Genomic DNA, 12,567 nt, shown 5'->3' on the forward strand with positions numbered 1-12,567 from the left:
ATGCGCGGTCGTATCCCCGGGTCATTTATAGCGAGCCACGGGCGCCGAGGCAATCAGACGAAAAGGGGCGGTCCATGCCTGGACCGCCCCTTGCTGATCGAGCGTGACGTTGCGCGGTTATGGATTCAACAATGCAGTCAGTTGATCGAGTTGTGCACGGTAGCGGTCGAGCACCTTCACGGTGGCCGCGGCGTAATGGTTGGCCTCGTCCCAGCGGCGTGCCTCGAGCGACTCACGCACGCCGGGCACTGTCTTGACGCCGTAGCCGGTGAGCATGCCGGGCGCGTAGATGAAGTGCTTGAACCACTCGCGGCCGGGCAGGCCGGCCGGATCGGTGAGCGCCTGCTCCATGCTGCCCATCCGCTGGTTCAGTTGCTGCTGTTGCGCGGCGGGCATGTCGAAGCCGGTGCTGGCGCGTTTGGTGTACGCAGCCTGGAACGCCTGGGCACTCTGCTTGAGCTGTTTCGCGGCCTGGTCCAGCGGTGCCAGGTCGATCGATGGCACGTCGGAGTCGCGTGCGGGCGGTGCCAGCGGCCGGGTCGGGTCGGCATCGAGCGAGTACGCATGCATGTCCAGCAGCTGGTGCTGCTGTTCGGTGGCCTTGCGGGTGTCGTCGACCAGCTTGTGCAACTCACCCACGTAGCGGTCGAGCGTGCTGCTGAAATCGCTGAAGCGCATCGGCAGCACATTGGCGTCGGCGGTGCGCAGCACGATGTGGCCGGCGACCTTGGACAGTGCCACGCCGTACTCGAACGTCGGATCGCCGAAGCGGACGTAGTGGTCGAACGAATCGTAGCGCGAGTGGTAGATGCCGCCGTCGTCGTCCTCCCCACTGAAGCCGAGGTCGAGCGAGGCGATACCCAGGTGCTCCAGGAACGCGCTGTAGTCGGAGCCGGAGCCCAGTGCCTGGATCGGCACATCGCCACCTGTTGCCGCGAGCTTCGCATTCGCCTTGGCCTCGGGCCTGGCATCCTTGCTGTAGCCGTCGACCAGCATGTGCGCGCGCATGCGTTCAAGCACGCTGACATGGGTTTCCGGATCGGTCACGCCAGCGGCGACCTGGTTGACCAGATGCTGCAGTGAATGGCTGCCGCCGGCGTCGAGGAAACCGCGGCCGTTGGTGTCCGAGTTGAGGTAGAGCACGGCCTTGGCCTGCAGCTCTTTCGCATGCGTCTCGGCCCACTCGGTCGAGCCCAGCAGGCCCGGCTCCTCGCCGTCCCAGCTGGCGTAGACGAGAGTACGCTGCGGCCGCCAGCCCTGCTTGACCAGGCCGCCGATGGCCTTGGCTTCGGCCATCAGGGCGACGTTGCCGGCAAGCGGATCCCAGGTGCCGAACACCCAGCCGTCATGGTGGTTGCCGCGCACGATCCACTGGTCCGGCGCGGTGGAGCCCTTGAGCACGGCGATCACGTCGTAGACCGGTTTCTGACCCCAGTCCGACAGCACGGTGAGATGCGCTTTGGCCGCGCTCGGGCCGACGTGATAGGTCAGCGGCAATGATCCGCGCCAGCCGGCCGGTGCGACCGGGCCGGTCAGTGATTGCAGCAACGGCGTGGCGTCCGCGTAGGAAATCGGCAGCACCGGAATCTTCAGGATGGTCTTCGCATCCTTCAGCGCCAGTCGCTTGGCGCCCGGGGTGGAGCCGATGCCCGGGGTCAGCGGATCGCCGGGATACAGCTGCATGTCGGCGACCGAGCCGCGCTGCACGCCGTCGGCCGGGCGCCAGCCACCCTTCGGATAGACATCACCTCGGGCATAGCCGTCGTCATGCGGGTCGGAATAGATCAGGCAGCCGACGGCACCGTGTTCCTGCGCCAGCTTGGGTTTCAATCCGCGCCAGCCGCCACCGTAGCGGGTGATGACGATCTTGCCACGCACGTCGATGCCGCGGCGGGCCAGTTCCTTGTAGTCGTCCGGCATGCCGTAGTTGACATAGACCAGTTCCGCCGTGACGTCACCGTCGCCACCGTAGACGTTGTACGGCGGCAGGGCGCCCGGAAGGCCGGAAGTGGCGTCGCCGGCTATCGCCGGTTCCTTGAGTGATGCGGTGTAGGGATGCGGTCCCAGCAGTTCCAGTGCCTCCTTTTTCGGCGTGGGATACAGCACGCTGAAGGTCTCGATGTGTGCGTCCCAGCCCCATTCGCGGAACTTCGCCAGCATGAACTCGGCATTGGCCTTGTCGTGCGGCGAGCCGACCTGGTTGGGCTCGGACGACATCTGCTTGAGCCAGCTCCGCTGGTCGGCGGGATCGAGCTGGGCGTCGAAGCGCTGCTCCAGGCTTTGCTGGGCAGCGGCATTGGCGGGACTGAAGCCGAGCATGGCGTCGTCGTGACGGCCCTGGTCGGTGGCAGCGGCAGCCACGCAGGTGGCCAGCACGCCGGCCAGTGTCAGCAACGGGCGCATTTTCCATCGGGTCATCGAGATATCACTCCCCATCGGTTGATCGTTGTCTGGATGGCAGTGCCAGCATCTTGGATGCTGGTCCACTGCTGTCATACCTGGGCTGTTATACGCTTTCGTCGGGAAACCTGTCTGGGACAGTAGTCATGCCTTCGGCGACATGGCGTGGCTTCCACTCTCATTGGGCAATCGGACAGTCCGGTGCCGCTCATGAACCTGATGGTCCTGCAACAGTCCCGGTTTTTGCCGGTGACGATGGCTGTGCCGGACCGGTTTGGTCGGATGCCTTGTCGGCGTCCCCTCCCGGGATCGTGATGTCCAGCGCAGACAGCGAACGTGAATCCGTGTCGCTGTAGGTCAGTCGGTATTTTCCTGGTCGCAAGTAGAGTTCGCTGAAGGGAGGGCCCGACATGTACTTGATGCGATCCATGGGTACGGCATTCAGCGGAACCGGATCGAGTGCCAGACGATCAGCGGGGATGGCGTCGTCAGCCTCGTTGGCGTAGCGCGCCTCGACCAGGCAGGGGTAGCTGCCCTGGCAGCGCTCACCGCTGACGAAGTAGGGTTTGCGTTCGCCACCCAGGCTCAGCCAGGTGGGTCGACCGCGCCGCATTGTCACTGGCGGGAAGAACACGCTGACGTCATAGCCCTGTCGCAGTGACCACGGTTTGCCGGCCTTGTCCACGAACACGATCGGCGCCTGTGGTTGCAACTGCCGCATGATGGGAGCGTAGTCCGGATGATCGTCACCGGCGGATGGGTGGGGATAGAACATGGTTTGTTCCACCGTAAACGGAACGATGCCACTGAGCTTGTGCAGGTGCTCGGCCATGGACGAGCCGCCCAGAAAAGTCCCCGATGTCTGGATGTGCGCATACCCGGCGTCGAGCACCAGCCGTGCCGAAGGGTCCTTCTTGAATACCTGCTGGTAGATGTTGCGTGCCTGTTCGGCCTCGCGGGCATCGCCGGTGGCATTGGAGAGTGCCTCGTAGCCGATCACCTTGAAGCCGAGTTTCAGGGCGGTACGCACCATTTCGGCACAGATCGGTTCCTGGGTGTAGAAGCCGCTGTCCTTGGTCGGGTAGCCGCGCGACTGCAGTTTGGTATCCGTCTGGTAAAGCGTTTCGGCGGCGAAGTAGTTGAAGCCTTCCGCGCGCAACTTGCCGAGCAACTGCACGGTCAGGGTGCGGGTGAGCGGAATGTTGTGTGCCTCGTTGAAGAATACGGCACGGTAGTTCCTGGCCAGTTCGGGAATCGCCTCCAGCGCCGGGCGGGCGGTGTAGTCCGGGTTGCCCAGCGGTGAGGGGCGGTCGTCCGGTGCCGCCGGTTGCCTGATGGAGAAGGCGGTTGCGGCGTCCGGATAATCACCGATGAAGGTCTGGTACCAGCTCAGGTACTGACCGAAGATGACATGGAAAGCGGGATCCTTGTTGCTGGCATGGGCATAGCGCATCACCTGGTACTGGGCCAGCAGGCTCTTGTGCTTGTTGGCTTCCCGCATGATCTGCTCGGATTTGATCGAAGCCTCGATCTGGCGAGCCTGCCACTGCGAGGCCGACTGGGCGCGACCTGGTGTGGCTGCGCAGGCCAGCAGCAGTGCACAGCCAAGCGGGATTCCTGTGCGAAGCGGTGCCATGGATGCTCCTTCCTTCATCATGAATGACCGGCAAGGTGACTGCGCCTGTTTTACCAGTGCGCGGGGACGCTGTCGCGTGAGGGACGGAAATGCGGTCGTCGTGTGAGCCATGATCGGCCCCGGCTCAGCCCGGCGCACCATGCCAAGCGGCACAGGGCCGGCGCCCCGATTCGGGAGCACAATCGACACTTCCACCAATGAAAGGAGTACGTCATGCGCCCGACTGCCCTTGCCTTGCTGCTGGCCCTCGCGCTTCCCGCCGCGACCCTGGCCCAGGCCCCATCCATGAACGGCGGAATGATCCCCGCCACGGTGACCAAGGCGCTCGCCGACCCGGCGCGGCAGGCCGATGCGGCCGACGACGCGCGCCGCAAGATTGCCGAGGTGATGGCGTTCGCCGAGGTCAAGCCGGGCCAGCGCGTGCTCGAACTGGTGCCCGGCAGCGGCTACTGGACGCGCGTGTTCAGCGCCATCGTCGGGTCGCAGGGCCATGTCTACACCGTCTGGCCGGATGAGATGGGCAAGCATTCGGCCAAGAGTTTCGCCAACTGGCAGAAGCTGGTCGCCACGCCGCACTACGCCAACGTCAGCCTGCTGAAGCAGCCCGCGGCGCAGCTGAACGCGCCGAAGCCGGTGGACCTGGTATTCACCGCGCAGAACTACCACGACTACCACGACCCGTTCATGGGGCCGGTCGACATGGCGAAGTTCGACAAGGATGTCTATGCGGCGCTCAAGCCCGGCGGCCTGTTCGTGGTCATCGACCATGTGGCGCCGGCCGGCTCCGGCCTCGCCGACACCGATACCCTGCACCGCATCGATCCGGCGGTGGTGAAGCAGGAAGTGGAGGCTGCCGGTTTCGTCTTCGATGGTGAGAGCAGCGCGCTGGCCAACCCGGCCGACACGCACGACAAGAAGGTGTTCGACCCGTCGATACGCGGCCATACCGACCAGTTCATCTACCGTTTCCGCAAACCTGCGAAATGATCGGCCAAGCCGGGGCGCCCTGATCTATTCGGAGCGCCCTGGCTGCAAACCGCGCCAGACTGCATCGAGCAGTTCGCCTTGCGGGTCCTCGCTTTGCTCCCAGTACATGATGCCGCCAAGGTGGTGGGACTTGACGTAGGCCGCCTTGGCGGCGATCGACCAGGGGTCGTCATAGCTGATGAAGCGGTGTGTTGCCGCGTTCCACAAGTATGGCGCCCGAACGGCTTCATCCCGGTAGCGGATGTAGCCGCTGCGGTTGATGAATTCAGCTTTCAGTTGTGGCCATGAATGCTCGCCCTGATAGTGCCCATAAGCCTGGTACAGGCCATCGTGCGCGGGTTGTACATCGGCGAATTCGCGGCCGTAGAACGCCACACCGATCAGCAGCTTTTGCGAAGGTACGCCAGCGGCGAGAAACTGCTGCACCGCCTTGTCCGTGCTGCGCGCGCCGGCCGGTGCGTAGGTCGAGGTGTACAGGCCGGTGTGGTGGCCGGTCGTCGGCGTCATCGAATTGACGAAGTCGTAGGTCATCAGGTTGAACCAGTCGAGGCTGGGTTCGACCGCCGCGATGTCGATGCCGCTGACGAATACGCCGTCGGCGGCTGCGATGCTCAGCGTGTAATGACTGGCACCATGCCGGCCGTGGGCATTGCCTGCGCGATCCAGTGTCGTGCGGAGGTCTTTCAGCAGTAGCGTGAAATTGCTCCGGTCCTGCGCGCTGGCCTTGATATGGGCTTCGTTGTGCCCGGGATATTCCCAGTCGACATCCAGTCCGTCGGCGCCGTTTGCCACCAGCAGCCGGGCTGCACTGTCGGCGAATCGTTGCCGGCTCGCCGCCGTGCTGGCCGCATCCGAGAAACCGTCGACCGTCCAGCCGCCCACCGAAACCACCACGTTGAGTCGTGGATGCGCGGCTTTCAGGGCGACGAGCCGTTGCAGGCGCAAGGCATCGGCAGGCGGAAGGATGACCTCGCCGTCGACGAGCCGGGCGAACGCGAAGATCAGCGTGTCGATCTTGCCGACATCCTGCGGGGCGATGTCGGTCTTCGCCGTGTCGTAGCCGACCACGCGATAATGTGCGGCGTCGCGCGCGGGCTGTGCATCATGCATGGCGCAGCCAGCGAGCATTCCGGCAAGGATGGCGATCCATGCGCCGCACCAGGGAGCCAGCCGCCGCAGGGCGGAGTTGTTGTCAATTCGCATCATGTCTGCTCCGGGGGCGACCGTCGACGGATCTTCGCAGCCACGGGACGATCTGCCAACGATCGGCGAACAGCTCTTCATCGGCGTGGCCCGCTTGAGCCGCATCTCGATTGGCCGCACCATCCGGCATCAGGAAACGCCGATGAACGACGACGCAGCCGATATCGATGATCCGCCACCGCTGCCTCCGATCGAACCGGAGGCGGCCGACTGCTGCGGCGAAGGTTGTGCACGCTGCGTGTTCGATGTCTACGAGGAGGCGCTCGCGCGCTATGAGGCGGCGCTGGCCGCGTGGCGTGTCCGGCATCCTTAGAATCGCCGGTTTGCCGATCATCGAGATGGGGAAGGTCATGTGGATTGCAGTTACCCGCGAAGTCAGTCCCGCCCTCGGCGACTGCGAGTTGTCGTACGTCCCGCGCACCCTGATCGATGCCGCGCGTGCCGGGCGGCAGCACCACGATTACCAGCGTGCACTGGAAGAGTCCGGCTGCCGCCTGGTGATGTTGCCGGCCGAACCGGCATGGCCCGACTCGGTCTTCGTCGAGGACGTGGCGATCGTGCTGGACGAAGTCGCGATCATGACGCGGCCCGGCGCTCTATCCCGCCGCGCGGAAGTGGCAAGCGTCGCTGCCGCATTGCGCAGCTACCGGCCCGTGCTTGCCATCGAGTCACCGGGCACCCTGGATGGCGGCGATGTCCTGCGACTCGGTCGTACCCTGTACGTCGGCCAGTCGGCCCGCAGCAATGCCCAAGGCATCGGGCAACTGCGCGAGCTGCTGGCCGGCCATGGTTATGCCGTGCACGGCGTGCCGACCCGCGGTTGCCTGCACCTGAAATCAGCCGTGACCCAGCTCGATGACGATACGTTGTTGCTGCAGCCGGCATGGGTGGACCGCGAACGGTTCACCGGTTTTCGCATCATCGAGGTCGACCCCGCCGAACCGCACGCCGCCAACGTGCTGCGCATCGGGGACGCTCTGCTGATGCCGGCCAGCTTTCCGCGCACCCGGCAGCGGCTGCTCGATGCCGGCTTCAAGGTGACCACTGTCGATGTCTCCGAGCTGCAGAAGGCCGAGGGCGCGGTGACCTGCTGCAGTCTGGTGTTTCGCGCCGTGGAATGATCTGCGGGTATCATGCCGCCCGGAATTCGAGGTGGCCTGCTGCCCTTTTGCCGCTACGATCCGGGACGCCGTGGCTTGTCCATTGTCGGCATCATCAAGGGAGATTGTCTTGAATCGGAAAGCTCGGACGCATCGATTGTCATGCCTCGGCCGGATCGCATTGGCGGCATTCGCACTCGTCATCACGTCGCAGGCAGCGTTCGCTGCCGTCGAGCACGTCGAAGTCATCGACCGCAAACCCTATCAGGATGGCAAGGTGTTCCCTGGAGTGGGACCCTATGAAGTGATCCACGGGCGAGCCTGGTTCACGCTCGATCCGGACAGCAAGGCGAATGCCCGCATCGTCGATCTCAAACACGCTCAGCGCGACAGCAAGGGGCAGGTCGAGTTCTCGACGGACTTCGTGTTGTTGCGGCCGACCAGGGAGATCGACTCGACGTTGCTTTACGATGTCAACAACCGGGGTGGCCAGATTTCCGGGATGCTGAATTTTGTCATCGATCCTGCCCGGAAACCGCCCTTCGTGGATACCGGGTTCCTGCAGCGCAACGGCTTCACGGTGCTTGCGTCGGCCTGGGAGTGGGACGTCAGGCCTGAAGGCCCGGACGATCATCCGCTGGTGTTCACACCACCCATCGCCACCGACCACGGCCACACGATCACCGGCAAGGTGGCGAACGAATTCACCGTTGAAAAACCCTCCGATACGGCATCCTTCGTCGGCATCGACGGGCGCGCTTATCCCGCGGCTGTCGCAGATGATCCCCTTGCGGTGCTGACGGCGAGAGTCCGCCCCGGCGACCCACGCGCAGTCGTTCGGCGCAAGCTGTGGAGCTTTGTCCCCGCAACCGACGGCCAGCCACCGACCGAGATCCGGATGCGTGACGGATTCAGGCCCGGCCTGATCTACGAACTCACCTACACCGCGCGCGACCCGTATGTCGTCGGGGCGGGCATGGCCAGCATCCGCGATCTGCTGTCCTGGTTCCGGACCCATTCGTTCGAGGGGTTGCCGGCACCCAAGCGCGTCCTGCTGTACGGAGCCAGCCAGACCGCGCGGCTGATCCAGCAGATGCTGTATGACGGCTTCGATGTCGACGAGCAGCAACGACTCGTCTTCGATGGTGCGCTCAGTCTGGTCGGAGGCAGCGGGAGAGGGAGCTTCAATCATCGCTTCGCGTTTCCGACCCGCGCCGCCAATCTGGTGGTGGATCGGGACTATCCGACTGACCTGTTTCCGTTCACGACCGGGGAGGAACACGACCCCGTCACAGGACAGTCCGGCTCCCTGCTGACACGAGCGCGTGATTCGGCCGGAAAGAGCCCCAGGCTTTTCCTGGTCAACAAATCCACCGAGTTCTGGGGACGCTCCGCATCGTTGCTGGAAACCACGCCCGACGGCAGCCGCGACGTGGCGCCGGATCCGAACACGCGGCTATACCTGCTTGCCGGCATGCAGCACCTCATCACGCCCGACCCCACGCGGGGCAGCACGATCAATTGCTCCGATCCCGTCGATGATCAATCCAGCCTGCGGGCTCTTCTGCTCGATCTGGACCGCTGGGTGCGCGATGAGGCGCTGCCGCCCGACAGTGCTTATCCGACGCTGGCGAGTGGCACGCTGGTGTCGGCGGCGCGCTACCGGCAACTCTTTCCCAAGGGCACGGGCCTCGTCCCGCCGGACAGTCCCTTCATCCCTGCGCGTCTCGATTTCGGACCGCGCTTCACCACGCAAGGCATCATCGATCGACTGCCGCCTGCCCGGGGCCGGCCGTACACGGTCCTGGTGCCGGCACCGGATGCCGATGGCACGGATTCCGCAGGATTGCGACCCGTTGAAGTGCAGGTTCCCCTGGGCACGTATACCGGCTGGAATCAGAACAACGCCGATACCGGCTTCGGTTGGGCATTCGACCGATTCGAGGGCTCGTTCCAGCCCTTTGCACGCACGGAGGCCGAGCGAAAGGCAGCTGGCGATCCACGTCCATCCCTTGAAGCCCGTTACGGATCGCGTTCGGCGTTCATCGAAAAGACGCGGGCGGCGGCGAATCAGGCCGTCGCGAGGCATCTGCTTCTGGCAGAAGACGTGGATCGCACCGTGGCCGCCCAGGCTGCCTTCTACGACCGCATCATGGCCCGCACGCCCGGCGACATGAGCTGCCGATACCTGTGGCCCATACCATTCAACTGATCCGTGGTCGCGTGGCGAAAACGGCCGCGCGATGCTACTGGCTTCGCTATCGTGATTGGTATCGTCGAGCCGTTGAAGATGAGTGGCATGAGTGCCGGATGCTGTTCATCAAGGTTTGATGCCGGTTTTGCCCTGGATCTTGCCTACCCTGCCTGATGGGAGGGCTAAACTGCGCCGATCACCACCGACACCTCAAGGAAAAGCCGATGCCCGACGCCATGTACACCAGCTCCGTTTCAGTCTTCAAACAGATGCTCGGCAGCCTCGATGCGATCCTGGCCAAGGCCGCGGCGCATGTGGCCGAGAAGAACATCGAGCCAACGGCGCTGACCCAGGCGCGGCTGTTTCCGGACATGTTTCCGCTGGGCAAGCAGGTACAGATCGCCTGTGATTTTGCGCGCGGTGTGTCGGCGCGACTGGCCGGCGCCGAAGTGCCGAAGTACGACGACCGCGAACAGACGTTCGATGAACTGCGTGGCCTGATTGCGCGCAGCCTGGATTTCATCAATGGCCTGGGGGAGACGCAGTTCGAGGGAGCGGCACAGCGTGAAATCGTGATACGGCCGGGTACGCCGAAGGAACGCCGCTTCAACGGTCAGGCCTATTTGCTGAGCTACGGCCTGCCGCAGTTCTTCTTCCATGTCACCACGGCGTACGCGCTGCTGCGCCACAACGGCATCGAGATAGGCAAGCGCGATTATATGGGACAGTACTGATCGGCAATGTCTGGTGCGTTGCATGGCAATGACATGGCTGCAACGCATCGGGTCGAACGTGGCGTGAGCGATACCCGGCGGGATGCGGGATGATCGCCCATTCAGGCGACGTGCTTTTCATCGACGGGGAACTGGTGCCGCAGATCCTGCTGGCAGCGTGCCAGCAGGGATGGCGCGTAGGCATCGCTGCTGTGGCTCAGGTCGAGGTCACGGGCAACCCGCTCATGCTCGCCCAGCAGTTGGGCCATCGCCAGCAGGTCGGCGCTTGAGAGTGCGCGTCCCAGTGGCGACGACGCACCCGGATGCTGGCATTCCGTCAATGCCTCGATGACATGCGGTGGCAGGTCCCAGTGTTGCGCGGCCTGCAGTGACAATCGTGCAGCGAGTTGCGTGCAATGGGCGAGGAAGCCGGACGACGGTGCAGGGGATGCGGCAGGCATCAATTGATCCAGCAGACGTACCACGGCGCCGGTGCCGGTATGGCAGATGATGCCGGCCAGATAAGCCTCGAAGGTGTCGCAGCCACTGGTCCTGCCGAGCCAGGCGCAGGCATGCGCGCAACGTTCGGCGTGATCCCACAGGCGTTCGCCGGCGGCATGACCGAGTGCGCCCACGTTGGCCTGCAGAATCGGCTTCATAGCGTGCTGGGTGAGTACCCGCCGCAAACCGTCCTGACCCAGCAGGACCACAGCCTGCTGCAGGCTCGTGATGGGTTGCGCGGCGCGGTAGAGCACGCTACTGGTTACCCGCATGACTTCGCCGACCATCAACGGGTCGCGGCCGACCAGCTTGGCCAGCTGACCGCCGCCGGCATTGTCGTTTCTCAGCGTGCGCAGCAACTGCGGCAAGACTGTTGGCAAGCGCGGCAGGCTGCGCATGTCAAAGCGCGTGCTGAGCAATTCCAGCCGCTTGAACGTGGCCAGTTCGGCGGCGCTCGGTTCGACCGCGTCACTGTCCGGCAGGCCGAATAAAAAGCGATGGAAACGGTCCGTGACTTCCGCTTGCGACAGGGCTGGCCGGATCGCTGGAGCAGCGACTGAAGCATCCGCTGGCTTGGCAGTACGTGGCTGCGCGCAATTTGCAGCCTTGTTCCGGCCACGAAAGAAGCGCCACATGCTCCCCATATTTATGTGCCCCTCATCCCCGTGCACGGATCCCGTGTCTTCAGACTTCGGTATCGGCACGAGGCGAGGATAATTTAGGGCTGGCGGATGAACGCGGTTGGATCCTGCGCCCAGGTGCACCGAGTCGCTGCCGGCTGACGAACAGTTGGCAGCGAGGTGAGGGTTTTCTTCTACTCTGCCGGGTGCGTTGGAGCTTTATTTGTTTTTCTTCTTTTCCTGCTTGGCGGCCTTTTTCTCCTTCATGGTCTTGGCCGGTTTTTTCTTCTCGCTTTTCTTTGAATCCATGCCCTTGCTCATGGTGTGCTCCTTAGACGTGTGAATGGATATCAGGCGGTACGGCAACCCGGGGTGTTACGCGGGACGCGCAGAGGAAGTCTAAGCTGTTCCGGCCGCGATTGGACACGGGCCGGCAAGCTAGTGTCCGTCAGATGCGTTCGCCGCGGGCCAGGTAACGCCATTGCCTGGGCGGCAACCTGGCCAGCGGGATGCGACCGACGCGCAGGCGCTTCATCGCGAGCACCTTCAGGCCTACCGCCTGGCACATCGGTGCGATCTGGGTAGGCTGCAGGACCTTGAACGCGAAGCGCAGCCGCTGCTCGCTCTGCCAGCTGACCTTGATCGGCGGCATGGCGTAGTTGTTGAAGCGCAGGCCATGGTTGAGCAGGGCCAGTCCGTTGGGAATCAGCTCGCCTTCGACGTCGACGACGAATTCCTGTTCGATCCGCTCGATGTCCTCGGTGAGCTTGCGGGTGACGCGCCAGTCCTGGGTGAAGATCAGCAGGCCGCTGGCTTCGACCGGCAGCGCCAGTGGCGAGGTCAAGCGCAGCAGATGCCGCTTCAACGGGCGCACGCCGGAGGCATCGTCCGGTGAGCGGTTGTCGGGGATGACCAAGGCACTGGCCGGGTTTGCGCCGTTGCCGGCGTCGTAGTCGGCGGGCCTGTGCAGTACGAGGGTGGCGGGTTCAATCGGCGCCAGCTCGGCGGCAGGGTCGAGCTCGACAGTCTGCGTGTCCACCATGAACTGCGGTTCTTCCACCACCACGCCATTGACGCGTACCCAGCCACCCTCGATGTATTGCTCGGCTTCCCGCCGCGAGCACTGGGTCAGTGCGACGACGCGTTTGGCGAGGCGAACAGGTTCGGTCATCGAGATGCCATGGCGTGTTGGACGGTCCATTGTAAGCGCCAG

At 64.1% G+C, this 12,567-nt stretch carries 10 protein-coding genes; 5 read left to right on the plus strand and 5 right to left on the minus strand.

Translation table 11 applies throughout. The features are described 5' to 3' along the window. Window positions 1–117: 117 nt before the first annotated feature. The gene (locus tag ACYVKM_RS07155; RefSeq protein ID WP_460876923.1) at window positions 118–2,418 is read right to left on the minus strand and encodes a transferrin receptor-like dimerization domain-containing protein; all 2,301 of its coding nucleotides are present in this window, start codon (window positions 2,416–2,418) and stop codon (window positions 118–120) included. Window positions 2,419–2,608: 190 nt separating this feature from the next. Then, window positions 2,609–4,036 (minus strand): hypothetical protein, encoded by a 1,428-nt coding sequence (locus tag ACYVKM_RS07160; protein ID WP_460876924.1) that lies wholly within the window; start codon window positions 4,034–4,036, stop codon window positions 2,609–2,611. 213 nt (window positions 4,037–4,249) lie between these two features. On the opposite strand from ACYVKM_RS07160, the gene ACYVKM_RS07165 reads away from it, so the two are divergent. Continuing rightward, complete coding sequence (locus ACYVKM_RS07165; RefSeq protein WP_460876925.1) at window positions 4,250–5,023, plus strand: class I SAM-dependent methyltransferase; 774 nt, start codon at window positions 4,250–4,252, stop codon at window positions 5,021–5,023. 24 nt (window positions 5,024–5,047) lie between these two features. Here the strand turns inward: ACYVKM_RS07165 and ACYVKM_RS07170 are convergent, their stop codons facing one another. Beyond that, complete coding sequence (locus tag ACYVKM_RS07170; protein WP_460876926.1) at window positions 5,048–6,133, minus strand: glycoside hydrolase family 18 protein; 1,086 nt, start codon at window positions 6,131–6,133, stop codon at window positions 5,048–5,050. On the opposite strand from ACYVKM_RS07170, the gene ACYVKM_RS07175 reads away from it, so the two are divergent. The 4 genes from ACYVKM_RS07175 to ACYVKM_RS07190 all read left to right on the plus strand — a co-directional run bounded on the left by ACYVKM_RS07175 (window position 6,132) and on the right by ACYVKM_RS07190 (window position 10,254). Next, entirely contained in the window at window positions 6,132–6,539 is a 408-nt protein-coding gene (locus ACYVKM_RS07175) for an oxidoreductase-like domain-containing protein (RefSeq protein ID WP_460876927.1), read from the plus strand. The genes ACYVKM_RS07170 and ACYVKM_RS07175 overlap by 2 nt on opposite strands. A gap of 37 nt (window positions 6,540–6,576) precedes the next feature. Next, window positions 6,577–7,347, plus strand: a complete 771-nt coding sequence (locus ACYVKM_RS07180) for a dimethylarginine dimethylaminohydrolase family protein (protein ID WP_460876928.1) — start codon at window positions 6,577–6,579, stop codon at window positions 7,345–7,347. Window positions 7,348–7,507: 160 nt separating this feature from the next. Beyond that, the gene (locus tag ACYVKM_RS07185) at window positions 7,508–9,538 is read left to right on the plus strand and encodes an alpha/beta hydrolase domain-containing protein (protein WP_460876929.1); all 2,031 of its coding nucleotides are present in this window, start codon (window positions 7,508–7,510) and stop codon (window positions 9,536–9,538) included. 206 nt (window positions 9,539–9,744) lie between these two features. Further along, window positions 9,745–10,254, plus strand: coding sequence for a DUF1993 domain-containing protein (locus ACYVKM_RS07190; protein ID WP_460876930.1), 510 nt, complete (start codon window positions 9,745–9,747; stop codon window positions 10,252–10,254). Window positions 10,255–10,355: 101 nt separating this feature from the next. Here ACYVKM_RS07190 and ACYVKM_RS07195 read toward each other — a convergent pair whose 3' ends face one another. Both ACYVKM_RS07195 and ACYVKM_RS07200 read right to left on the minus strand, forming a co-directional pair. Further along, complete coding sequence (locus ACYVKM_RS07195) at window positions 10,356–11,378, minus strand: HDOD domain-containing protein (protein WP_460876931.1); 1,023 nt, start codon at window positions 11,376–11,378, stop codon at window positions 10,356–10,358. Between the two features lie 424 nt (window positions 11,379–11,802). Continuing rightward, window positions 11,803–12,525, minus strand: a complete 723-nt coding sequence (locus ACYVKM_RS07200; RefSeq protein ID WP_460876932.1) for an rRNA pseudouridine synthase — start codon at window positions 12,523–12,525, stop codon at window positions 11,803–11,805. Window positions 12,526–12,567: the final 42 nt, after the last annotated feature.

The organism is Rhodanobacter koreensis (assembly GCF_054782855.1).

Excerpts from the sequence above, each read along its gene's own strand:
- ACYVKM_RS07200 (WP_460876932.1), bottom strand. The coding sequence starts at position 12,525 with ATGACCGAACCTGTTCGCCTCGCCAAACGCGTCGTCGCACTGACCCAG.
- ACYVKM_RS07180 (WP_460876928.1), top strand. The coding sequence starts at position 6,577 with ATGTGGATTGCAGTTACCCGCGAAGTCAGTCCCGCCCTCGGCGACTGC.
- ACYVKM_RS07155 (WP_460876923.1), bottom strand. The coding sequence starts at position 2,418 with ATGACCCGATGGAAAATGCGCCCGTTGCTGACACTGGCCGGCGTGCTG.
- ACYVKM_RS07165 (WP_460876925.1), top strand. The coding sequence starts at position 4,250 with ATGCGCCCGACTGCCCTTGCCTTGCTGCTGGCCCTCGCGCTTCCCGCC.
- ACYVKM_RS07195 (WP_460876931.1), bottom strand. The coding sequence starts at position 11,378 with ATGGGGAGCATGTGGCGCTTCTTTCGTGGCCGGAACAAGGCTGCAAAT.
- ACYVKM_RS07175 (WP_460876927.1), top strand. The coding sequence starts at position 6,132 with ATGGCGCAGCCAGCGAGCATTCCGGCAAGGATGGCGATCCATGCGCCG.
- ACYVKM_RS07160 (WP_460876924.1), bottom strand. The coding sequence starts at position 4,036 with ATGGCACCGCTTCGCACAGGAATCCCGCTTGGCTGTGCACTGCTGCTG.
- ACYVKM_RS07170 (WP_460876926.1), bottom strand. The coding sequence starts at position 6,133 with ATGCATGATGCACAGCCCGCGCGCGACGCCGCACATTATCGCGTGGTC.
- ACYVKM_RS07190 (WP_460876930.1), top strand. The coding sequence starts at position 9,745 with ATGCCCGACGCCATGTACACCAGCTCCGTTTCAGTCTTCAAACAGATG.